The 21,835-nt window shown below is 65.4% G+C and carries 17 protein-coding genes and 1 riboswitch; of the genes, 8 read left to right on the plus strand and 9 right to left on the minus strand.

Annotation, left to right across the window (positions count from 1 at the left end; genetic code table 11):
• Window positions 1-125 precede the first annotated feature (125 nt).
• From GT613_RS03670 to GT613_RS03680, 3 genes are all read left to right on the plus strand, one after another.
• Complete coding sequence (locus tag GT613_RS03670) at window positions 126-1,025, plus strand: helix-turn-helix transcriptional regulator (RefSeq protein ID WP_114516286.1); 900 nt, start codon at window positions 126-128, stop codon at window positions 1,023-1,025.
• A 188-nt stretch (window positions 1,026-1,213) separates the two neighbouring features.
• Window positions 1,214-4,699 carry a transcription-repair coupling factor gene (mfd, locus tag GT613_RS03675; RefSeq protein WP_161172505.1) on the plus strand — a complete coding sequence of 1,162 codons (3,486 nt, stop codon included), beginning with the start codon at window positions 1,214-1,216 and terminating at the stop codon, window positions 4,697-4,699.
• Window positions 4,696-5,691: a DMT family transporter gene (locus GT613_RS03680; RefSeq protein WP_009608339.1), complete on the plus strand. Its 996-nt coding sequence runs from the start codon at window positions 4,696-4,698 to the stop codon at window positions 5,689-5,691. Before mfd ends, GT613_RS03680 begins: the two co-directional genes overlap by 4 nt.
• On the opposite strand, the gene GT613_RS03685 is transcribed toward GT613_RS03680, so the two are convergent.
• Complete coding sequence (locus GT613_RS03685; protein WP_009304580.1) at window positions 5,673-6,329, minus strand: SdpI family protein; 657 nt, start codon at window positions 6,327-6,329, stop codon at window positions 5,673-5,675. The two genes, GT613_RS03680 and GT613_RS03685, sit on opposite strands and share 19 nt — an antisense overlap.
• Window positions 6,326-6,595, minus strand: coding sequence for an autorepressor SdpR family transcription factor (locus GT613_RS03690; RefSeq protein ID WP_009608321.1), 270 nt, complete (start codon window positions 6,593-6,595; stop codon window positions 6,326-6,328). The genes GT613_RS03685 and GT613_RS03690 overlap by 4 nt, the downstream gene beginning before the upstream one ends.
• Window positions 6,596-7,091: 496 nt before the next feature.
• On the opposite strand from GT613_RS03690, the gene GT613_RS03695 reads away from it, so the two are divergent.
• The 3 genes from GT613_RS03695 (at window position 7,092) to GT613_RS03705 (ending at window position 10,253) form a co-directional block, all read left to right on the plus strand.
• The gene (locus GT613_RS03695; protein ID WP_009608384.1) at window positions 7,092-8,171 is read left to right on the plus strand and encodes a dipeptidase; all 1,080 of its coding nucleotides are present in this window, start codon (window positions 7,092-7,094) and stop codon (window positions 8,169-8,171) included.
• Window positions 8,172-8,460: 289 nt separating this feature from the next.
• The gene (locus GT613_RS03700; RefSeq protein ID WP_009304577.1) at window positions 8,461-8,916 is read left to right on the plus strand and encodes a MarR family winged helix-turn-helix transcriptional regulator; all 456 of its coding nucleotides are present in this window, start codon (window positions 8,461-8,463) and stop codon (window positions 8,914-8,916) included.
• 5 nt (window positions 8,917-8,921) lie between these two features.
• A complete protein-coding gene (locus GT613_RS03705) occupies window positions 8,922-10,253 on the plus strand; it encodes an MATE family efflux transporter (RefSeq protein ID WP_226843950.1) in 1,332 nt (443 codons plus the stop codon).
• Between the two features lie 48 nt (window positions 10,254-10,301).
• Here GT613_RS03705 and GT613_RS03710 read toward each other — a convergent pair whose 3' ends face one another.
• The 7 genes from GT613_RS03710 to GT613_RS03740 all read right to left on the minus strand — a co-directional run bounded on the left by GT613_RS03710 (window position 10,302) and on the right by GT613_RS03740 (window position 18,351).
• Window positions 10,302-10,703, minus strand: a complete 402-nt coding sequence (locus tag GT613_RS03710) for a PaaI family thioesterase (RefSeq protein WP_009304575.1) — start codon at window positions 10,701-10,703, stop codon at window positions 10,302-10,304.
• A gap of 10 nt (window positions 10,704-10,713) precedes the next feature.
• Window positions 10,714-11,835 (minus strand): hypothetical protein, encoded by a 1,122-nt coding sequence (locus GT613_RS03715; protein ID WP_009304574.1) that lies wholly within the window; start codon window positions 11,833-11,835, stop codon window positions 10,714-10,716.
• Between the two features lie 22 nt (window positions 11,836-11,857).
• Entirely contained in the window at window positions 11,858-12,985 is a 1,128-nt protein-coding gene (locus tag GT613_RS03720; RefSeq protein WP_009304573.1) for a 4Fe-4S binding protein, read from the minus strand.
• Entirely contained in the window at window positions 12,978-14,474 is a 1,497-nt protein-coding gene (gltX, locus tag GT613_RS03725) for a glutamate--tRNA ligase (RefSeq protein WP_009304572.1), read from the minus strand. The genes GT613_RS03720 and gltX overlap by 8 nt, the downstream gene beginning before the upstream one ends.
• Before the next feature lie 562 nt (window positions 14,475-15,036).
• Entirely contained in the window at window positions 15,037-15,996 is a 960-nt protein-coding gene (locus GT613_RS03730) for a hypothetical protein (RefSeq protein WP_009304571.1), read from the minus strand.
• A 172-nt stretch (window positions 15,997-16,168) separates the two neighbouring features.
• Window positions 16,169-16,906: a DUF1461 domain-containing protein gene (locus GT613_RS03735; protein ID WP_009304570.1), complete on the minus strand. Its 738-nt coding sequence runs from the start codon at window positions 16,904-16,906 to the stop codon at window positions 16,169-16,171.
• An 80-nt stretch (window positions 16,907-16,986) separates the two neighbouring features.
• Window positions 16,987-18,351, minus strand: a complete 1,365-nt coding sequence (locus GT613_RS03740) for a glutathionylspermidine synthase family protein (protein ID WP_009304569.1) — start codon at window positions 18,349-18,351, stop codon at window positions 16,987-16,989.
• Window positions 18,352-18,618: 267 nt separating this feature from the next.
• Here GT613_RS03740 and GT613_RS03745 point away from each other — a divergent pair, with 267 nt between their 5' ends.
• Both GT613_RS03745 and metK read left to right on the plus strand, forming a co-directional pair.
• Complete coding sequence (locus GT613_RS03745) at window positions 18,619-19,317, plus strand: hypothetical protein (RefSeq protein WP_009304568.1); 699 nt, start codon at window positions 18,619-18,621, stop codon at window positions 19,315-19,317.
• A 327-nt stretch (window positions 19,318-19,644) separates the two neighbouring features.
• Window positions 19,645-19,737, plus strand: a riboswitch (SAM riboswitch).
• 8 nt (window positions 19,738-19,745) lie between these two features.
• The gene (metK, locus tag GT613_RS03750) at window positions 19,746-21,011 is read left to right on the plus strand and encodes a methionine adenosyltransferase (protein WP_161172506.1); all 1,266 of its coding nucleotides are present in this window, start codon (window positions 19,746-19,748) and stop codon (window positions 21,009-21,011) included.
• The last annotated feature ends 824 nt before the right edge of the window (window positions 21,012-21,835 follow it).

A 21,835-nucleotide genomic window follows, 5' to 3' on the forward strand; every position in this document is an offset into this window, starting at 1 on the left:
ATACGAGGCGAACGGCTCCTATACCCGAAATAACCCCGGGTTGGTATTGCGCTTCGAGCGGCGGAGCCGTACCCTGGCGAGCTTAGGGGAGTCTTCGCCAGCGCGAATGACGGAGGGTGGTTCCGATGACGTATCCGGTATTCCTGTACAACATGCTCCTTGCGGCGACGTACGTTGTTCTTGCGGTCGTGTTCTTCTGGCTGCACCGTTCGCGGTCCAGCCGTCTGGCGTGGTGGCTCATGATCCTGTTCGCCTGCTCGTTCGTGGATAACGGAACTTATTTCATGAAAGAAGTGTTCACGGCGCTAGGCCATCCCGATCCTCTGTTCGCGACGTTCTACCAGGCTGCGGAAGCCCTGTTCATAGCCTGCTACCCCTTCATCATCCGCATGATCAGCGGTTGCTTTTACGATGATATGCCGTCGAAGCGATCGATGGTCGTGCTCGGCGCGGCTTGCGCCGTCGCGACGGCGCTCGGCGTCGCGCCCGTCGTGCCTTACTCGGTGTTCGGCACGGTGTACCCCCTTCTGTACGCGTGGGTGTTCCTGCGGCTGATTCCCAAGATGGACGGCGTTTGGCCGAAGGCGGTGGTCGTCTCGCTGGTGGTGCTGCACGTGGTCGACGCGGCATGTCGCGTGCTGGGGGTGGAGGCCGTCCTGTTCTGGGAGAACCGCGACCTTCTGGTGGAAACGTGCTGGGCGATCTACGTCGGATGCGCCGTCTATATCGCGTGGACGCTGCTGCACACGGTGGAACAGCCGTACCTGCCGAACGTCGACATGTCGTTCCGGCGTTTCCTCGACGCTTACGGTCTGAGCGGCCGCGAGGGCGAGATCGTGAAGCTGCTCATGGAGGGCGAGACGAACCAGGGCATCTGCAACAAGCTGTACATCGCGGCGGGCACGGTGAAGGCGCACAACCACAGCATTTACAAGAAGCTGGGGATAGAGAACCGCTCGCAGGTTTTGCTCAAGTACACCGATTATCTGGAGCGTAGCGCCCAGGAAGCGCGATTGTTCTGCTGAGCGCTGGCGGTTCCCCGTCCCCTTGTGGTTTCTCCTTCATGGTGCGCTGTCGGGCGTCGCGCGAGAGCTTATCGGATGGTAGAATCGGCAGCGCCGTCCGCGCGTGCGCGCAGACGGCGACCAGAAACCTTGCATAAAGCCGCCGATCGCGGCTTTTCGTGCTGTTCGCATACGGAAGAGGACGCGCCATGCTCATCGATTCATTGACGTTCACCCTGGAGAAATCGGGCTGCCTCGACGCGTTCTGGGGCAAGCTGGACGCGGGCGAGGACGGCACGCTGGGCGTGGCCTCGTCGGCGCGTCCGTTCCTCGTGGCGGCGCGGTTCGCGCACAAGCCGCAGCCGACGCTCGTCGTGGTGGCGGGCGAGGACGCGGCCGTGGCGTTCTCGCGCAGCCTGGCGGCCTACCTGGGCGACGAGCGCGTCATGCGCTTTCCCGAGCGCAGCGACTACCCCTTCGTGCCGAAGCCCAGCGACCCTGCGCAGGTTGCACGGCGCATGGAGGCCGTGCACGCGCTGGCCAGCGGCCGCGAGGTCGTGGTGGTGGCCAGCGCCCGCGCGCTCGTGCGCGCGCTGCCGCCGGCGGGCTCCGACGTGCACGTGCCGGTGGCGCTTTCGGTGGGCCGCGAGCTGGCGGCCATGCCCGGCGCCCAGGCGGCGAGCGTCACGGAGTTCGAGGACTTTGCCCATGCGCTGGAGGAGCGCGGCTACCGGAACACCGGCGAGCTGGACGGCCCCGGCACCTTCGCCGTGCGCGGCGGCACGATCGACGTGTTCCCCGGCAACCTCGTGTACCCGGTGCGGCTGGACTTCTTCGGCGACGAGCTGGAGGAGATCCGCCGCATCGTGCCCACCACCGGGCAGACCATCCAGGCGCTGCCGGATGTGAGCATCTACCCCGTGGTGGAGTTCTCGTGCTCCAAGCGGGGGCTCGCCCGCGCGCGCCAGAAGCTGGAGCGACCGGCCGCGACGAACCCCGTGCTGCGCGACGTGCTGGAGAAGCTGGACGGCGGCCTGCGCTTCGACGGTTCCGACATGCTGCTGCCGTACCTGTACGCGACCACGTCCACGTTGGGCGATTACGTGCGCCCCGGCGCGCTGAGCGTGCTTTTGGAGCCGCGCTCGCTGTTCGACGACATGAGCCACGCCTACGACGACGCGGCGGGACGCGCGAAGGGGTCGAGCATCCCCGTGGACGGGCTGTACGCCGAGCCCGGCTCCGTGAGCTTCGGCGAGGGGCAGCGCGCAACCTACGTGTCCATCATGCGCGTGGGCGGGCACGTGGACGACGAGCTGCCGGTGAAGCGCGTGGAGGTGGCGGGGCATCCCGACAAGCTGTTCGGTCGGCTGCGCAGCCTCGTGGACACCGACTACACGGTGGTGTTCAGCGCGTCGAACTTCCGTGCGCGCCAGGACATGAAGCTGGCTTTCGTCGACCACGGTCTGCCGATCCAAGAGACGCTGGACGCGGAAGAGGACGCCGACGAACTGGAAGGTATCGCCAAGCGCCGTCTGCGGCGGGGCGTGGTGAACGTGGTGGACGTGGACGTCCCCCTGGGCATGATCATCCCGAAGGCGAAGCTGGCCATCGTGAGCCTGGCGGACACGCAGGGGGCGTCCTCGTCGCGGCCGTCGCGCCACGTGGACATCACCGAGATCACCTTCCCCTACCAGCCGGGCGACTACGTGGTGCACGCCGCGCACGGCGTGGCCTACTTCAAGGAGCTGGTCCGCCGCGACGTGGACGGCACCGCGCGCGACTACTTGCTGCTGGAGTACTCCGAGGGCGACAAGCTGTACGTGCCGGTGGAGCAGCTCGACCGCGTGACGCGCTACGTGGGGCCGGAGGGCGCGAGCCCGCGCCTCACGCGCCTGAACACGGCCGACTGGTCGCGAGCGCTGGCCAAGGCGCGCAAGGCCACGAAGAAGCTGGCGTTCGACCTGGTGGACGTGTACGCGCGCCGCGCGTCCGTGCAAGGCTATCGCTTCGGGCCCGACACCGCGGCCCAACGCGAGATGGAGGAGGCGTTCCCCTACCAGGAGACGCCCGACCAGCTGGCCGCCATCGCGGACGTGAAGGCCGACATGCAGTCGGCGAAGCCCATGGACCGCCTCGTCTGCGGCGACGTGGGCTTCGGCAAGACCGAGGTGGCCCTGCGCGCCGCGTTCAAGGCGACGCAGGACTCCAAGCAGGTGATGGTGCTGTGCCCCACCACCATCCTCGCGCAGCAGCACTACACCAACTTCAAGGAGCGCTGCGAGCCGTTCGGCGTGCGCGTGGAGGTGCTCTCGCGCTTCCGCACGCCCGCGCAGCAGGCCGCCGCCCTCAAGGGCTTCCAGGAAGGTGACGTGGACGTGCTGGTGGGCACGCACCGTTTGCTGTCGCGCGATGTGAACCCTCACGATCTGGGGCTGGTCATCATCGACGAGGAGCAGCGCTTCGGCGTGGGCCACAAGGAGCAGATGAAGAACCTGCGCGAGTCCATCGACGTGCTCACGCTGTCGGCCACGCCCATCCCTCGCACCATGCAGATGTCGCTGTCGGGCGTGCGCGACATGAGCCTCATCCTCACGCCGCCCGACGAGCGCCGTCCCGTGGAAGTGCACGTGGGCGAGTGGGATCCCGACGTGGTGAGCGGCGCTATCAGGCGCGAGCTGGCGCGCGGCGGCCAGGTGTACTACGTGTCGAACCGCGTGCGCTCCATGGAGGAGGCGGTGCGGCGCGTCACCGCGGCCGCGGGCGAGGCGCGCGTGGGCGTGGCGCACGGGCAGATGTCGAAGGAGCAGCTGGAGCGCGTGATGGAGGACTTCAGCGCCGGCGAGCTGGACGTGCTGGTGGCCACCACCATCATCGAGAGCGGCATCGACAACCCGCACACGAACACGCTCATCATCGAGGACTCGCAGCGCTACGGATTGGCGCAGATGTACCAGCTGAAGGGCCGCGTGGGCCGCTCGTGCACGCAGGCGTACGCCTACTTCATGTTCCCCGAGCACATGGAGCTCACCGAGGAGGCGGCCGCGCGCCTGACCGCGCTGAACGAGCACACCGACCTCGGCAGCGGCATGCGCATCGCCATGCGCGATTTGGAGATCCGCGGCGCGGGCAGCCTGCTGGGCGCCGAGCAGTCGGGCAACATGTCCGCAGTGGGCTTCGACCTGTTCGCGCAGATGCTGAACCAGGCCGTGAGCGCCACGCGCGAAGGCGACCTCAAGGCCATGGACGCGCTGCCGCCCGCGCTCAGCGATATCACGGTGAACGTGCCGGGGCACACCTACCTGCCCGAAGAGTACGTGCCGGACGCCGACGAACGCGTGCTGTGGTATCGCAGGATAGCCTCGGCCGCCACCGAGCAGGCCGTGGAGGACGTGCGTGCCGACTTGGCCGACAAGCGCCCCGACATGCCGCAGGCGGCGAAGAACCTGTTGGAGAAAGCGCGCATCAAGGCCTACGCCAACGAGCACCATATCAAGACCGTGTCGGTGACGGCGGGCAAGCTGGTGGTGGAGCCCGTCGACGTGCCCCGCGACAAGATGACGGGCCTGCGCCGCGCCGGCGGGCGCTACCTGGCCGACAAGCGCAAGCTGTCGCTGCCGCTGCGCTACTTCAAGCTGGACGAAGGCGACAACCTCCTGGCCCCCGTAGCCGAGTTCCTAGAAGAGCTGGCGAAATGAGGGAAGGGATCGCTGAGGGCGCGGCGGTGTTTCGGCGGCGGCATCTGAAGGGCGTCGTGTGCGCGCTCGTGGGCGCGGGGCTGTGGGGCTTCTCAGGCGCGTGCGCCCAGTTCCTGCTGGCGAACTACGACATAACGCCCTCGTTCATCACGGCCGTGCGCATGCTGGGTGCCGGGGCGGTGTTCCTCCTAGTGCTGCTCGTGCGCAACCGCGCGCAGCTTGCGGCTATGCTGGGCGACCGGCGCACGCTCGGTCAGCTGGCCGTGTTCGGCGGCGTGGGGCTGTTCCTGTGCCAGATCACGTACACCATCGTGATCGGCTACACGAACGCGGGCACCGCAACCGTGCTGCAAACCACCGGCATCGCCTTCGTCATGCTGTTCACCTGCGTGCTCACTCGACGGATGCCGCGGGGGCGCGAGGTGACTGGGCTTGCGGCCGCCGTCATCGCCACCTGGCTCATCGCCACGCAAGGTGACCCCAGCGCGCTGTACCTGCCGCCCATGGGCCTAGCGTGGGGTATCGCGAACGGGCTGTCGGTGGCGTTCTACATCATGTATCCGAAGAAGCTGTTCGCCCGTTGGGGAAGCTTCGCGGTCACGGGCATCGGCATGTTCATCGGCGGTATCGTGGCCGCAGCGGTGTACTTCGGCGGCGTGGCGCTTGGCGAGCCGCTCGCGCTGCCGGCGCTCGATGCTGCAGGCGCGGCCGTGTTCGCAGCGTTCGTGCTAGTGGGCACGTTCGCGGCGTTCGCGCTGTACCTACACGGCGTGTCGGTGGTGGGGTCGGTGCAGGGAAGCCTGCTGGGCGCTGTCGAGCCGGTCAGCGCCACGCTGTTCGCCACGCTGTGGCTAGGCACCGCGTTCACCGGCGCCGACCTGGCGGGGTGCGCGCTCATGATCGCGATGATTTTCCTGGTGACAGGGGAGAAGCCGAACGTCCGGCAAGACGGCGCGCAGGCGACCGAAGAGAGTCACTCAGCGAAGTCGTAGTGCTTTCGGTAGTACACGTACGAGGCGACGATGCTCGCGCCGGCTGCCGCCAAGAGGATGGCCACCATGGCGGGCATGACCAGGTTCATGGGCAGTGCGAGCCCGGCTACGACGGTCAGCACGCCCGAGGCGATCATCGCGTACCCGCCGAAACGCTGCGATTTGCGCCACACCTCGTCGTTGCTCAGGCTCCAGGGCGTGCGAAGGCCGAAGGCTTCGTTTCGATCGGATTTCGGCATGATGTTGCCGCAGATGACGAAGGCGATGCCCGCGACGAGGGCGGCGCCTCTTCCCACGTTGAGGTCGAGTGCTGCGAACGGCGAGCCGCTGCTGGAGAGCCCGTCCGCGAATACGAACAGCGAGAACACCGCCATCAGGGCCAAGAGCACGACATCGGCCTTCAAGAGCTTGTCGCCGTCGTGCGCGTCGCTTCGCTTCGCGATGAACGGAAGCCCCAGGCCGAACGCGAGCGCCAGCGCGGGAAACCATAGATGCTCGTACTTGCTTCCGATGCGGTCCGCCTCGCCGCTCGCGCCGAAATGCACGGCGACCTGGTCGGGCGCGAGCACGAGAAACGCCGCGTCCACGACGAGGTTGAGGACGATCAGAGCGTAGATAACCTTACGGATGTTCTTCATTCTGCCTGCTCCTTCAAATTCGCGATCCAAAGCAGCGTCTCTTCCAGCACGGTCGCCTTCAACTCGTAGAAGATGTACTTGCCCTCGCGGTAGTCGCGCACGAGGCCGGCGTTCTTGAGCACCGAAAGGTGCCGCGACACAGCGGGTGCGGAGATGTCGAACAAGTCGGCGATGTCGCCGGCCGGCATGCGTTCGTGCTTGAGGTGCTCGAGGATATCCCTCCTCACTGGGTCGGACAGCGCTTTCAACGTCTCCTGGATGCCCATCGTCCTTCTCCGCAACATTTAACAATATGGTTAAATATAGCGCTTTGCAGCTGGAAGGGCAAGCGGGGAGCGGGGCGTGTCGGTTGCTGGGCTCAAAACGGCGCCCATGACAGTTTCGAAGCGCATCTCCTTGGCGTTGCGTCATCTGGTATGAGCAAAGCCCCAGATGGCGAAAAACCAGCGTACCTCTTCTTCGGTCAAACCGGCCCTCGTAGTGTCATGGGAGTCGATTTGCGTCCAAACCTCGAGATGCTCTCGGTAGCCGACGCACGCTTTCCAATCGGATTTCACATCGGCACAATGGCTCGCGGCACGCCGGCGAAGGGCGCCACGCGTTTCGCGACCGTCTTCGTTTTGTGCGCGTTCGCCTGGACGACATTTTCTCGGACGCCGTCTTTGCTACGATGATCGGGATCGATCGGGCCGGATTCGATGCTGCGCGAACTTGCGCCGCTTTTGCTCTATCGGCCCGGGATATGACGAGGAAGGATGCGCGATGGGTTTGTTCATGACGCTTGAGGGGCTGACGGAGGAGGACGCCGTGCGGCTCGCGAGCGAAGAGGCCGTGCCGGCGGATCGCCTGCGGGTGTTCGACCTGCACTGCGACACGCTCGACCGGCTGGCGTTCCACGGCGACGCGTCGGTGCCGGGCGGCTTCGCCGCGCACGACGCGCGCATCCCCGCGCACCGCATGGCCACGCTCGCCGACAACGATGCCCATGTCTCGCTTGCGCGTACGGAAGGGTTCGCCTGGTGCCAGTGCTTCGCGGCGTTCATCCCCGACGAGGTGCGCGGCGACGAGGCCTGGGCTCTGTTCCGGCGCGTGCAGTCCGTGCTGGAGCGCGAGCTGGAACGCTGCGGCGATAAGCTGGCGCAAGCGCGCACGATGGCCGAAGTCGACGCCGCTCTCGCCGCGGGCAAGACCGCGGCCGTGCTCACCGTGGAAGGCGCGTCGTTCCTCGAAGACGACGGGCAGGCCGAAAGCCGCCTTGACGCGCTGGCCGACGCGGGCGTGCGCATGGTGACGCTCACCTGGAACGGACCGAACGCGCTGGGCAGCGGCAACGACACGAGCCACGGGCTGACCGGCTTCGGCCGCTCATGCGTGGGCGAGCTGGAGCGCCGCGGCATCGTCGTGGACGTGTCGCACCTCAACGACGCGGGGTTCAAGGATGTGTGCGCAACGGCGAGGCGCCCTTTCGCCGCCTCGCACTCGAACGCGCGCGCCGTGTGCGGGCATCCGCGCAACCTGGCCGACTGGCAGCTGCGCGAGCTGGCCGATTGCGGCGGCATCGCGGGGCTCAACTTCTGCACGCAGTTCCTGACCGATCGCCTGGCCGATCCGACGCGCGACGACGTGTTGCGTCACGTCGACCATGTGTTGGAGACGGCGGGCGAGGACGTGCTGGCGTTGGGCAGCGACTACGATGGCTGCGACGTGCCCAGCTGGCTGGAACCGTGCGACCGCATCGGCGCGCTGCACGAGCTGCTGGCTTGCGAGTTCGGCCGCGACATCGCCGACAAGGTGTTCTTCCGGAACGCGCGCGATTTCTTCGAGCGGGTCGAGTCCGTATAGCGGCCCCTGTCATCCTGAGCGTAGGCGCGCAGCGCCGAAGTCGAAGGATCCCGTGCGGCGATAGCTGGAAGTCTCACGGTTGGCGCCGCGCGCGATCCTTCGACTGCGCTTCCTGCGGTCGCTCCGCTCAGGATGACAGGCTGTTGCGCTCGCGCTCGCTCAGGATGACAAGCCGGCAGCGCGTGACGGGGAGCGGCATGATGGTTTCGTGAACCCTCTTTACGAGTCTGATTTCGTACTTATACTTTCTCGAGTACGAAATCAGACTCGTTAAGGAGCGAAGCGAGACATGGATACGCGCAACGACCGTGCGAATCGGAAATACAACAACCTGTTCAGGCTCGAGAACGAGCTGTACCACGACATAGCCGTGAAGATGGGACTGTCCGACAGCGCTTTCGGTATCCTGTACTGGCTCGACGATTTGGGCGACGGCTGTCTGCAGCGGGACGTGTGCGTGGCGTCGGGCCTGACTAAGCAGACGGTGAACTCGTCGGTGCATAAGCTCGAGCGCACGGGCTTCGTGGAGCTTCGGGTGGAGCAGGGGCGCGGCACGCACCTGCACCTTACCGAGGCTGGTCGCGCGTTGGTGGAGGAGCGCGTCCGGCCGGTGGCGGAAGCCGAGACGGCCGCGTTCGTTGCGATGGGCTCGCGGGACAGCGAAGAGCTGCTGCGGCTGACCCATCTGCATCTTGAGCTCCTGCGCGAGCAGGTGGAAGCTCTGCCGTACCCGGACGGACGGTGATCGTCGTGGCCATCAAGCTTTCCGACCATTTCACCTACGGGCGCCTCGTGCGCTTCGCACTGCCCTCCATCGCCATGATGATATTCACGTCCATCTACAGCGTGGTGGACGGCCTGTTCGTGTCGAATTTCGCCGGCAAGGAGGCGCTGGCGGCCGTGAACCTCGTGTTCCCGCTGGCCATGGCGCTGGGCTCCATCGGATTCATGCTGGGCACGGGCGGCGCCGCCCTGGTGGCGAAGACGATGGGCGAAGGCGATGCCGAGCGGGCGAACCGCCTGTTCTCGTTCATAACGATCGCGGCGGCGGTGGCGGGCGCCGTCTTGATCGCGGTAGGCGCCGCAGCGCTCGAACCGGTGCTGCTCCTTCTGGGCGCCCAAGGCGGCCTTTTGGAGCAGGGCCTTCTGTACGGGCGCATCCTGCTGGTGGCATTGCCCCTGTTCATCGTGCAGAACGTGTTTCTGAGCTTCTTCATCGCGGCGGAGAAGCCGCAGGTGGGCTTCGCGGTGACGGTCGCAGCGGGTGTGACGAACATCGTGCTGGACTATCTGTTCATCGCCGTTTTGGGCTGGGGGATAGCGGGCGCCGCAGTTGCGACCGCGGCGGGCCAGGCGCTTGCCGCCGCGGTATCGGTTGCGTTCTTCGCGCGCAGCAAGACGAGCCGCCTTCGCTTCATGCGCCCGGCGGTGGACTTCCGCGCGCTGGGGGCGGCCTGCGTCAACGGTTCGTCGGAGCTGATGACCGAGGTGGCCGCGTCGGTGGTGAGCATGCTGTACAACTACCAGCTCATGATGCTGGCCGGCGCCGACGGCGTGGCGGCGTACGGCGTGATCATGTACGTGAACTTCATCTTCACGGCGGTGTTCTTCGGCTTCTCCATGGGAACAGGGCCGGTGGTGAGCTATCACTACGGCGCGCAGAACCGGACCGAGCTCAAAGGGCTGTTCCGCAAGAGCTTCATACTGGTGGGAACCACAGGCGCTGTAATGTTCGCCGCCTCGCAGCTGCTGGCGGCGCCGCTGGTGAGCGTGTTCGTGGGCTACGATCCGGAGCTCGCCGCCATGACGCTGCACGGGTTCCGCATCTACGCGGTGGCGTTCCTCGTGTGCGGGTTCAACATATACGGCTCGGCGTTCTTCACGGCGCTCAACAACGGCAAGGTATCGGCGCTCATCAGCTTCATGCGCACGCTCGTGTTCGAAACGTCCACGGTCATGCTGCTGCCCATCGTGTGGGGCATCGACGGGGTGTGGAGCGCCATCATCGTGGCGGAGGCGTGCGCGCTCGTGCTGACGACGTTCTTCCTGGTGTACCTGCGCAAACCCTACGGCTACGCGTAGGGTTCGCCTGTCCGTCCCCCTATCTCGCGGAAGCGCGAGGAGCCGCGGTTAGCGATAGCAGGTGGCGGTCATCTTCGCGATCTGCTTGCCGAGGTCGTCCTCGACCGTGACGGTGTAGAATCCCAGATGGCGGCCCGGCTTGTCGCAGACGGCCGTGGCGGTGAGCGCCGCGCCCTGCGTGGAGCGGAAGAAGCTGATGGAAGAGTCCACCGACACGGTGGGCTCTTCGCCGATGTTGCAGCATATCGCCAGCGCGAAGTCGGCCAGCGTGAAGATGGCTCCGCCCATGACGTTGCCCATCGCGTTGCGGTGCACGTCGGCCAGTTCCATCGAGCACACGGCGCGCCCGTGCTCGCCCGACACGACGCGGCAGCCCGCCGCCTCGGTGGCGAAGCGGTCGTTCGCGAACACTGCCTCGATCTCCTCGAGCGTGGGATCGTCGGAAAGCATCGCGCGCCTCCTATTCCGCCGGCGTGGCGACGGCGGCGAACAGCTCCAGCCATTCGCCGTCCTTCACCGTGACCGTCTGGGTGCCGCCTTTCAGGACGTACTTCGTGTCGATGATGGTATCGCCGTCGAAGTCGAGGCTGTTCATGACGTAGGCCGCACTGTCCTGGTCGGCAACGGCCGCCGCCTCGTCCTGCACCGTGATGGCGTAGGTGCCCGCCGGAATGTCGGTGCCCACATGGTACAGCCCGCTCTTGTAAGGCGCTTCGGGTTTGAAATCGGCCTGGTCGGCCGGGTACATGCGGTCGTCGCCCGCGCCCATGAACACGACGAGGTCGCCTTCCTCGAGGTCGGCGAAATAGTTGCCGAAATACGTGAAAACCGATTTCACGTCGTAGCCGCCCGACGAACCGTTGCTCGCGAACACGGTGAAGTAGCCTTCCTCGTCCATGCTGCCCTCGAAGAAGTAGCGGCCCGCTTCGATGTCCTGGCCTGCGCCCACGCGGTACACGCCCGAGGAGCACTTACCGTCCGCGATTTCGCTCGGCAGGTCGCCGGCGGCTTCCTTGATGGCCTCGTAGGTGTGGTACTCCGAGCCGTTCGAGTTGCCGCCGGAGCTGCCGTCGAAACCGTCGAAGGGGAAGCTGTAGCCGTAATCATCGAAGGGGTAGGAACCTCCGTATTCGTACGGGCTGCCGTAGCGGTCGTCCAGCATGACGGCGCACGACACGCAGCCCACGCATCCGCCGATGCCCAGCAGGAAAACGAGCAGGCAGCCCGAGAGCACCCACGGCCACACCCTCTTCTTCGGCTGCGCGGGCGCGGCGGGGTAGGGCGGTTGCGCCGGGTAGCCGTACGGGGGCTGGGGCGCGGCGCCGTACGGCTGTTGGCCGTAAGGTTGCTGCGGGGCTTGGCCTCCGTACGGCGGCTGCGCGGGCTGGCCATACGGAGGATGGGGCATGCCGTAGGAGGGCTGTTGAGGTTGCGGCTGCTGAGGAGCGTACGCATTCCCCGGCAGCGGAGGGGGCACGGGAGCGCCGCCCGTCGGGGCAGCGGGCGGGTTCTGCCGGCCGTCGAGGCCGCCGGGCTCGTTCCGGTCGTCGCGTTCGTCGGCGGGTTGCTCGGGTGCGGTCATGCGATGCTCCTTGCCTCGAGGGCTAATCGATCGGGGGTTCCGGGTTCTCGTCTTCGTCGGGGAGGAATACGGCCGCGGTGGCTTCGACGAGCTCGATCGCCTGCTGCGGGCACGCGTCCACGCACAGGCCGCATCCGATGCAGTAGCGCGCGTCGAAGGACAGCTCGCCGTTCTCGGGGCTGGGGAAGCGCGCGCCCGTGGGGCACGCGGCGACGCAGTCCAGCGAGTTCGTGCAGCGGCTGCGATCCGTTTCGGACAGCACCACGGGCACGCGCGCCGCGATATCCGGGTTGCGGTCGATGGCCTCGAGCAGCAGCTGGCGCTTCGGCCACATGACGTGCTTCGTGCGGCCCTGCGGAACGAAGTCGTTGAATTGCACGCCGTCCACGAGGTTGAGGCGCGCTCGGGCTCGTGCGCGCTCCTTGCGCTCGTAGAACTGCTGCAGCACGTCGGAGTTGCGCAGGCGGCGCTTGCCCGACGCGATGTCTCCCACGTCGCTCACGAGGTTCGTGAACGCGCTGCGGCGGTCGACGCCCTCGGGGTTCGCCAGGTCGCGGACCAGGTTCTCCTTCTCGGGGATCTCGTCGAGGTAGCCTACCTTCGCCCCGCTCCACTCCTCGGCTGTCTCCACGGCGTGGGCGTACAGCATCTCGCCCATTTCGCCCGCCCGCTCGCAGTCGGCGCAGTAGGCGAGGTCGGCCGCGATGCGCACCGGGATGTTCTCCGTCAGCACGAGCGTCCAGAACTCGGGCGACAGGCATGCCAGGCACGGCAGCACCACCACGTTGGCGGCGGGCTCCAGACCGGGAAAGACGTTTTCCTTGCAGGTGAGCACCACGTCCTCGCCGCGCAGCGCGATGCGGCGGATGCGCGCGTGCACGTCGATCATCGTGACGCGCGAGGACGAGAACGCGTCGCAGATGCCTAAGCAGATACCGCAGCGCGTGCAGGCGTCCGTGTCGATGGTCGGGCGGCCGTCCTCAGCGAAGCCGATCGCGTCGTGCGGGCAGGCCAGCGCGCAGCGGCTGCAGTCGGCGCCGCGCACGCGGGTGCAGTAGTCGCGCAGCACGACGATCTGGTTGGGACGGCCCTCCGTATCGGCGGAGGAGCCGTCGGCCTGCTCGGGCATGTTGTCAGGGGCGTCAGCCACCGAACACCTCTTTCGTCACGTAGTCGATGCGAGCCAGCACGTCTTCGCGGGACAGCAGCTCGATGCTCTCGAACAAAGGCGGCGACACCATGTTGCCGCACACCGCCACGCGCAACGGCTGGAACAGCAGCTTCGGCTTGAGCTCCAAGCGCTCGCCCTCGGCACGGCACGCTTCCTGCAGCGCTTCGGCCTCCCAGGCCACGCCCTCGTCGGCCAGCACGCCGCGGCAGGCGCGCAAGGCCTCGTCGGCGCGCGCGCCCTCCTTCTTCAGCACCTTGTTGACGCTCTTCTCGTCGAGCTCGCGCACCTCGGGGCCCCAGAACATGAAGGCCAGCTTGCCGGCGGCATCGTCGAGGCGCGTAAGGCGCTCGGCCACGAGGGGGTAGAGCCCCAGGTAGAAGTCCGGGCGCGCTTCGACGTCCTCGGGCGTGGCGCCGATTTCCTGCAGCCACGGCAGCGATGCCTGCACCCAGGCGTTCGCTCCCATTTCCTTGATGTACTGGCCGTTCATCCAATCGAGCTTCGTCTCGTCGAACACGGCGTCCTTTTTCGTGACGCGGTCGAGGCTGAAGCGCTCGCATAGGGTTTTGCGGTCGATGAGCGTCGTTTCGCCGTCCAGCGACCAGCCCAGAAGCGCCAGGAAGTTCACCATGGCGTCGGGCAGGTAGCCGCGCTCGCAGAACTCCTCCACGCTGGCCGCGCCGTGGCGCTTCGACAGCTTCTTGCCGTCGGGGCCCAGGATCATGGACAGGTGGGCGAAGGTGGGCACGTCGAACCCGAGCGCTTCGTAGATGAGGATCTGGCGGGGGGTGTTGGACAGGTGGTCGTCGCCGCGGATGACGTGCGTGACGCCCATGTTCGCGTCGTCGCACACCACGGCGAAGTTGTAGGTGGGAGAGCCGTCGGTGCGCACGACGATCATGTCGTCCATCACCTCGGCCGGGAAGCTGACGTGGCCGTACACGGCATCGTCGAATTCGATGGCCCCGCGCTCGGCGGGCACGCGCAGGCGCCACACGTGCGGCTCGCCCGCCTCGATGCGCCTGGCCGCCTCGGCGGGATCGAGGTCGCGGCAGGTGCGGTCGTAGCCCGCGTAGCCGCCCTCGTTCGCTTCAGCTGCGGCGCGCTTGGCGTCAAGCTCGTCCTTCGTGCAGAAGCAGGGATACACGCTGCCGCGCTGCTTCATCTGCTCGAGCGCCGCGGCGTAGGTGTCCGTGCGTTGCGTTTGGAAGTAGGGTCCGGCGGCTCCCCCCACCTCGGGGCCTTCGTCCCAATCGAGCCCCAGCCACTTCATTGCGTTGAGGATGACCTGCACGTTCTCCTCGGTGGAACGCTCGGGGTCGGTGTCTTCGATGCGCAGGATGAAGTCGCCGCCCATGGCGCGCGCGAACGCCCAGTTGTAGATGGCCGTTCGTGCGCCGCCCACATGCAGGCGGCCGGTGGGGGAAGGTGCGAAGCGCACGCGGACTTTCTTGTTCTCGTCAGTCATGGTTGCGGTGATCCTCCAGATTGGATGATTTCTCGTTTCAAGCCCTCGAAACAGGGTTTCGGGGGTGAATGCCAGTATAGACAACCTGGCTCAAGCCGCAAACCGCGCGCGCCGCATCCTCATCAAAATGCTCGACCGGCGCGATCGCGGCGTATTGGCGCGCGCTTCAATGTGGGCGCGTCGGGCCTCGGTCGTGTCGGGCCGGAATCCCGCATTCCGGGTGGCGGAGGAGCTGCCCGATTGGCCCCTGCCGCGAAAAACCGCGTTTTCTCCCATGTGCCGGACTTATGTGCACCTCTGCTTTGGGAAAACGCCCCTTGTGGGAGGTGGTGCGATCTTACGCCAGAGAAAACCGCAGGTCAGAAATTAACCAAGTCATACTTTTTCCTTTTCGGCGCCCTGAGAGGTGCGCATAAGTCGGGCACATGGTGTTTTTCGGCCCTTTTCGATGACGCGAGCGCGCACAACTCAAGGACTTGTCCCCGTTTCGGTTTCCGTGCGCTGCGCAAGGGGTGCTGGGGAGAGGGGCGGAGGCGGTTGCCTTTCATAGCGCTCGCTTCGCCTATCGCTGCACCAGTAAGCGGTGGAGCTCGATGCGACGGTTTGCCCATGCGTCCCAGCCCGGTCCGAACTTCTTGCCCAGGGCGCTGGCCACCAGCAGCGCGACGCGTTCGAATTCGTAGTAGTTTCGAGCTTGTCCCCAAGTGAGGGTCACGACCCGCGTGCCCAGGTGCTCGATGCCGTTGCGCCGGATGGCGTCCTCGGAGGCCTTTCGGTCGCCTCGATGGTGCTTGTCGCTGTCGTATTCCACGGAGATGTTCGCGCGGGGCCAAAACAGATCGGGAAGGTACGCCGATTGCGGCAGCGCACGGCGGTTTTTCCTCGTCACTTCGAAACGCGGGTTCAGCTGCGGTTTCTCCAGGCCGAAGCCTCCCATGCGCGGATCGAATACCATGGTTTCCGCGATGTCGGTCTCCATCGGCGACAGCGAGTTGTCGCACGCGTAGCGCAAGGCCCGCTTCACGTCGGCGGCTCCGCGCACTCCTCGAGCCTTGTCGGCGAAGCGCTCGATGCCGGCGACGGTCGTTGCGGGTGGCAACTCGGTGGCGTCGCCTCCTCGGCCGTCGGGCAGGCGGTATCGTCCGCAGAGCTCGTACAGGAATTCGACGAGCAAGGGGAACGGCGTCGACGGCGCGATCGACAGGCAGGTGAGCTCGGGCGAGGCGACCATCACGTGGCGCGACAGCTTGACGAAGGATCGCTCCGGTAATCGATGCGAGCACACGTGGAGCTTCGTCCTCTTGCATCGACGGCGCGACGACGCATCGGGCACGAGGAGGTGGATTGGCTCGGAGAGCCATCCGACCCCCGCCTCCTCGAGGGCTGCGAGGTCCGAGGCGCTGAACGGAGGCGTCTCGCGATCCTGTCCGAACGGCGTGGCCGCCCTCGCACGGGTCTTCGCGCTCGGATCGGCTCTCCTCCAGTATTCGACGGCCGACGCATCGGCAAGGTACAAGGTCATGTCGCTCCTTCCCGGTGGGGCCTACTGGGAAACGAATGACATCTTACCAGTTCAAATACTAAAAATATACCGATTTTGGCGCTGGAAACGCGCTGGGTTTTGGCTAGATCCGCGTAGCATTTCCGCTAGATCCGCGTCGGTTCTGCGCGGTTTCGCAGGTGGGAGGGGCGCCCTACGCCCGTTTGCGGCGCAGCAAGGCGCCGACGACGATGGATGCGATGGACAGCAAGCCCGTCGCAGCGAGCCACACCGCCCCCATCCCTATCCAGAACTCGGGCGGGTACATGGTGATGAGCAGCGAGTCGTAGGAGAACGTCCACGTGCCGTTCGCGAAGAACAGCGAGTGGAAGGCGGCGAAGAAGCCGTTGAAGTCCACGACCACCCATGCGGCCAGAAGCGCGAACACCGCGACGACCGCGATGCCCGCCGCCTGAGCCACGCCGCCGAGCGCACGGCGCCCCACGCGGACGGCCATGTGCGCGCAGGCGGCTACGGCCACGAGCGCGACGACGATGAGCCCGATGCGCGCGCCCGCCACGACGTGGTACACGTCGTCGAGGTGCGACAGGGCGTCGGCCGGCAGCGTGTACTCCTCGGGCGCGGCGGCCAGCTCGTCCGGGCTTGCTTCGGCGTAGGGGGTGCCCGCGCTCTCGTTGATGGCGTGCAGCATGGAGAACACGGCCTCGCGGTCGTTCGACCCTACGGTGTAGTCGCGCGTGGCGACGGCGGCCTGCACCAGCTCGTCGTGCGAGAACGGCGTGCCCGGGTTGCCGTTGCCGGAGAATGCCCCGGCCAGCATCTCGGTGGTCTGCGGGAACGCCGCGCATGCGGCGAACCCGGCCGCTACGAGCGTGATCGCCAGCGATGCGGCGGCCACCACGGCGGCGAGCTTGTTCATCAGATCGGTCATCTCTCGTCTCTCTCTTCTTGCGACGCTCCCGCGGCATGCTGCGCCGGCAGGGCGCCCCCGCCCCGCCGGCGCCGAAGTTCCTAGTCCACCCAGATCGTGGCGGCGGTCATGCCCTGCATGTCCTTCGAGATCGTGGGCAGCGGCCCCAGGCGGCTGAACACGCCCTGGAACACGCCGTCGTACAGGTACAGTCCGTTCAGGTTGTTGTACAGCTTCGGGGCGTCGGACACCTCGTCGTCGGCCAGCTGGTCGATGCCCGTGTCCGGCGGCAGCGTCTCGGTCTTGAAGGGGTGGATGTAGCGCTGCACGATGAACGGGAAGCCTGCGCGGCCGTTCGCGAACTTGTCGATGAGGCCCTCCCATTCCTCTTGCGACACGTAGCAGCCAGCGTACACGTCGTCGGCGCCGTAGTGGTCGGTGGGCTTGATGATCCACTCGTCCTTGTTCGCGCGGATCTGCGGCACGTTGATGTAGTCGTCGTCCAGAAACGCCGTCATCGGCACGGTCTCCTCGATGAGCGAGATCTCGTCGCCGTCCAGGAACTCCAGGGTTCGCTCGTCGAACAGCACCTTGAATATCTGCTTGTCGTGCACGATGTGCCCGGCGAAGCTGCCGATGAGCGCCACCTTCTCGGCGCGCACCGCGTTGAGAAGCTCCTGGGAGTCGTCCCAGTGGTCGATGACGTCGTTGGTGACGCAGCGCCGCCAGATGGCGTCGATGCGCTGGCCGTCCTTGTCGTGCAGCGCCTCGCCGTCGAAGGAAAGCTCGCGCACGTCGGCCACCACGCACTCGACGCCGCGCTGGCGGAACAGATCGGCGTAGATGTGGAACTCGTCCACCACGCCGTTCTCCAGGTAGTCGCAGATGGCGATGCGCGGGTTCTCCACGCGGCGGGCGTAGGTGGCGTAGATGTCCAAGAACGCCTGCACCCACGACTCGAACAGCTCGCAGCCCTCCACCCGGTGGCGGCTCGCGAACTCCTTGAACGTTTCTGACTGCGCCACCGACGTGGTGATCTCGCGGTTCTCGTTCATGCCCGACGAGCCGTCGGCGTTGAACTCGCAGAACTTCACCCGGTAGTCGTCCTCGTCCAGGAACGTGTCCACGCGGGCGAACGGCAGCACCGAGTCGTAGCCGCGCGGCAGCAGGATGAGCTCTTCCAGACGCGGGTCGAAGTCGAAGGCGCGCCGGTACTCGGGGTCGGCCAGGTAGCGCTCGATGACCTTGACGAGGATGCGGTGCGCGGTTTCCGCCGTCTCTTTCATCGTGTCGTAGGTTTTTCTATTGAACAGGCGGGGGATGAACGAGCACGCTACCACGCGGTGGTGCACGATGGCCGTGGAGCTCTGCATGTAGTCGTAGGCGGCGCGACGTCCGGCGACGTCGCCGCCGAGCGCGTCCATGATCTGGAAGTACTCGCGCGTGTAGTCGGCGTTGGTTGGCATGGCGATCCTTTCGGGACGCCGCTCCCGAAGCGGCGGGACGTGCTCGGGGCGGAGGCTGGATTTCAACCAAAAAGTCTACCACGAGCCGCGCGCCGCGATCGGGGAAGTTGCCGTATCGCCATATGAACGGCGAGGAGGCGGAATGTTGAGAAGGGCGGTGCTTTGGGGTGATCATGGGACTTGAAGAAACAGAATCGAAGTGTCTGGATGTTGATAAAAATTGGCTTTGAAACTGCAAAAGCGTCCAATCGAAGGAAGGGGTAGCTTATGAGGGAGGATGAGCCCCGAGGCAGCGAAACCACACTTTCGTTATCTTTGTCCAAATCAATCAACGAAGAAGCGCTGTCTTCTTTATCGGGCATTGCCGAGGTCGGATTGGATTCGATCTTCGAAGAAGGGTTTCTGAAAGATATTCCCATTCTCGCAACGGTTGCTTCCGTCTACAGGATTGGAAAATCGGTTAGAGAGCGCCATCATCTTAAAAACTTTGCGATATTTCTTGACGAACTCAACACTGTTGATGATTCTCCCGAGTTCCAGGACAGATATAAACAATACTTTAGTTCAGGAGATCGAGACAAAGAGATCGAATACTTGATCATTATCCTCGATAGATTCGCTGAATCAGAGAAGGCGGTATTCTTGGCCAGGTTGTATGCTGGCTATATAAACCGTCATTTAGGATGGGACGATTTTAGAATGTACGCAAACATCATTGACCGCATCCTTCCCGGTGATTATGAAATGTTGAAATCGCAACGGTATTTTTCGCTTAATCGTTTTCTCCCGACGGACAAAAAGAATTGGGAGAGGTTGCCGAGGCTGGCTGGATTGGGATTGGTTGATAGAAGATCAACGCAGTTTGATGACAAGGGTAACGGGACTCTCGCTATTAGCAGTGGTGATGCTTACTTTGTTACCGACTTTGGTTCGCTGTTCGTTTCGATTATTGAAAAGCGGTTTTGATGCACACGATTGGGCTTTGAATTTCGGAATACGCGCCAATCAAGAAGCGGAGTTTGTTTCGTGGCATTCCGAATACTATTTGCATGCATCGGCAAAGGTGTTCTTCGACATGATGTGAAGCAAAGAAGTAGTCGAATGCGTTTATAGACCGAATGCCCGGATGCACTTTGTGTTTATTTTGGCGTCTGCGTTTTCACATTTTTCGGCTGCGTTGTGCTCGCTCGTGGGGGTTGCGCGCATGCGGGACTTTCGCTATTGCGCGCATCCTCCTTTCGGGGTACCATCGGCAAGGTTTCACGGGGATTCCGGCTTTTCGCGCGGTTCTCTGTTTTATCAAGAGTCGGGGGAGAGAGTTGGCTCTGTGATCCCGACACCAACCTGGCGGATACGCCAAGGTGGTCCGGCCTACAGCGATGAAGGAGGAACGTATGGCCGAAGAATGCTCTACCTATTTGTTCACGTCCGAGTCGGTCACCGAGGGTCATCCCGACAAGGTGTGCGACCAGATATCCGACGCGGTGCTCGACGCCATCCTGGCCAAGGAGATCGAGCTGGCGGCCGCCGGCTACGTGGCCCCCAGCGGGCAGCCCGCCGATCCCGCGCAGGTGCGCGTGGCCTGCGAGACCATGGCCACCACCGGCATGGTCATCGTCACCGGCGAGATCCGCACGCAGGCCTACGTCGACGTGCCCGCCATCGTGCGCGAGGTGCTGCGCGACATCGGCTACGACCGCGCGAAGTACGGCTTCGACTGCGACACCTGCGGCGTGCTGAACGCCATCCACGACCAGAGCCCCGACATCGCGCAGGGCGTCGACGAGAGCTGGGAGGCCCAGCACGGCCTGGACGAGGGCGACCCCTACGAGCGCGTCGGCGCGGGCGACCAGGGCATGATGTTCGGCTACGCCTGCGACGAGACGCCCACGCTCATGCCGATGCCGGTGTATCTGGCCCACCGCCTGGCCGAGCGCCTGACCGAGGTGCGCAAGAACGGCACCATGCCGCTTCTGCGCCCCGACGGCAAGACCCAGGTGTCCGTGCGCTACGAGGGCGGCCGCCCCGTGCATGTGGAGAAGGTGGTCGTGTCCACGCAGCATGCCGAGGAGATCGCCCACGACGAGCTGCGCGCCCAGATCGTCGAGAACGTGGTGAAGCCGGTGCTCGAGCGCGAGGGCGTGGCGCTGGCCGACGACGCCGAGATCCACGTGAACCCCACCGGCCGCTTCGTGGTGGGCGGCCCCATGGGCGACGCGGGCCTCACCGGCCGCAAGATCATCGTTGACACCTACGGCGGCATGGGCCGCCACGGCGGCGGCGCGTTCTCCGGCAAGGACTGCACGAAGGTGGACCGCTCGGCGGCCTACGCGGCGCGCTGGGTGGCGAAGAACGTGGTGGCCGCGGGCCTGGCCGCTCGCTGCGAGGTGCAGGTTGCCTACGCCATCGGCATGGCGAAGCCGGTCAGCGTGATGATCGACACGTTCGGCACGACCGCGGTTCCCGAGGCCGACATCATGGCCGCGGTGGACGCGACGTTCGATCTGCGTCCGGGCGCCATCATCGACGCGCTCGACCTGCGCCGCCCCATCTACCGCTTGACGGCCGCCTACGGCCACTTCGGCCGCGAGCTTCCCGAGTTCACGTGGGAGCGCACCGACAAGGCCGACGAGCTGCGTAAGGCCTGCGGCCTGGCGTAAGCGACAACCGTAGAAGCATGTGGCGAACCGCCCGGCGATCGCGCCGGGCGGTTTTGCTTTTGCGGCGCGCGGGACGGTGCCTCGGGGGGCGCTTCGCGTGAAGCGTGAGCGTTCGGCTATGCGCTTGGTAGGTCTGGAAGGGTTTCTGTCCCGCGTTCTCTCCCGCGCGCCGTTTCGTGCTGCCAGCCGGGCTCTTCGCTGTTGAACCGGGGTTAGCAGGGAAAGCGGGGATCGTGGGCGCGAATCGATGTCCGTGACAATTTCGGGGCTCGTTTCGAGCCGTTTCGGGCCGTTCGCGCCGGGCTTCCGGGAAGGCGCTCGACATATGCCCAGGTCGCTGAAACTCGGAACCGTCGCAATATGAGTTCGCCGAAGGCAACATTGTCATGGTGGTCGATTCGTGCCCACGGATCCCGTCGCCCGCCGCCCGGCCGGGAGCGGCGCCGCCCGGCCGGGCCCCCTCCGATCCCGGCTCGACGGCGAAAGGCCGATTCCAACCCTGGTTTAACAGCGGAGCGGGCTCGAAATGGCGAAAAGTCGCCGAATTCGGAAGACATCGTGCGTTTCGGTCGAGCTCGTTGCGCGATATCGAAAGTGATCTTTCCGGTGACCTGTCCTTATTCGACAGGAGCTTTCTCTGTGCGCTTGAGGTTCGCTTAAGAACTTCCGAATCCGATGGTTTTTCGTCAACGGTAGCGTGTTCCGCGGTTAAACCAAGATTGACATAGCCCAGGTCGGCTCGTCCCTCTCGCCGGCGGTTCGGAAGCCCTCTTCGGCCATCGACCAGGTGCTCGTCTCGCCTGATCGCCAGCCGCCCGATAGGG

It is taken from the genome of Eggerthella sp. BIOML-A4 (assembly GCF_009875575.1).
Classification (GTDB): domain Bacteria; phylum Actinomycetota; class Coriobacteriia; order Coriobacteriales; family Eggerthellaceae; genus Eggerthella; species Eggerthella lenta.

Excerpts from the sequence above, each read along its gene's own strand:
- GT613_RS03670 (WP_114516286.1), top strand. The coding sequence starts at position 126 with ATGACGTATCCGGTATTCCTGTACAACATGCTCCTTGCGGCGACGTAC.
- mfd (WP_161172505.1), top strand. The coding sequence starts at position 1,214 with ATGCTCATCGATTCATTGACGTTCACCCTGGAGAAATCGGGCTGCCTC.
- GT613_RS03680 (WP_009608339.1), top strand. The coding sequence starts at position 4,696 with ATGAGGGAAGGGATCGCTGAGGGCGCGGCGGTGTTTCGGCGGCGGCAT.
- GT613_RS03685 (WP_009304580.1), bottom strand. The coding sequence starts at position 6,329 with ATGAAGAACATCCGTAAGGTTATCTACGCTCTGATCGTCCTCAACCTC.
- GT613_RS03690 (WP_009608321.1), bottom strand. The coding sequence starts at position 6,595 with ATGGGCATCCAGGAGACGTTGAAAGCGCTGTCCGACCCAGTGAGGAGG.
- GT613_RS03695 (WP_009608384.1), top strand. The coding sequence starts at position 7,092 with ATGGGTTTGTTCATGACGCTTGAGGGGCTGACGGAGGAGGACGCCGTG.
- GT613_RS03700 (WP_009304577.1), top strand. The coding sequence starts at position 8,461 with ATGGATACGCGCAACGACCGTGCGAATCGGAAATACAACAACCTGTTC.
- GT613_RS03710 (WP_009304575.1), bottom strand. The coding sequence starts at position 10,703 with ATGCTTTCCGACGATCCCACGCTCGAGGAGATCGAGGCAGTGTTCGCG.
- GT613_RS03715 (WP_009304574.1), bottom strand. The coding sequence starts at position 11,835 with ATGACCGCACCCGAGCAACCCGCCGACGAACGCGACGACCGGAACGAG.
- gltX (WP_009304572.1), bottom strand. The coding sequence starts at position 14,474 with ATGACTGACGAGAACAAGAAAGTCCGCGTGCGCTTCGCACCTTCCCCC.
- GT613_RS03730 (WP_009304571.1), bottom strand. The coding sequence starts at position 15,996 with ATGACCTTGTACCTTGCCGATGCGTCGGCCGTCGAATACTGGAGGAGA.
- GT613_RS03735 (WP_009304570.1), bottom strand. The coding sequence starts at position 16,906 with ATGACCGATCTGATGAACAAGCTCGCCGCCGTGGTGGCCGCCGCATCG.
- GT613_RS03740 (WP_009304569.1), bottom strand. The coding sequence starts at position 18,351 with ATGCCAACCAACGCCGACTACACGCGCGAGTACTTCCAGATCATGGAC.
- GT613_RS03745 (WP_009304568.1), top strand. The coding sequence starts at position 18,619 with ATGAGGGAGGATGAGCCCCGAGGCAGCGAAACCACACTTTCGTTATCT.
- metK (WP_161172506.1), top strand. The coding sequence starts at position 19,746 with ATGGCCGAAGAATGCTCTACCTATTTGTTCACGTCCGAGTCGGTCACC.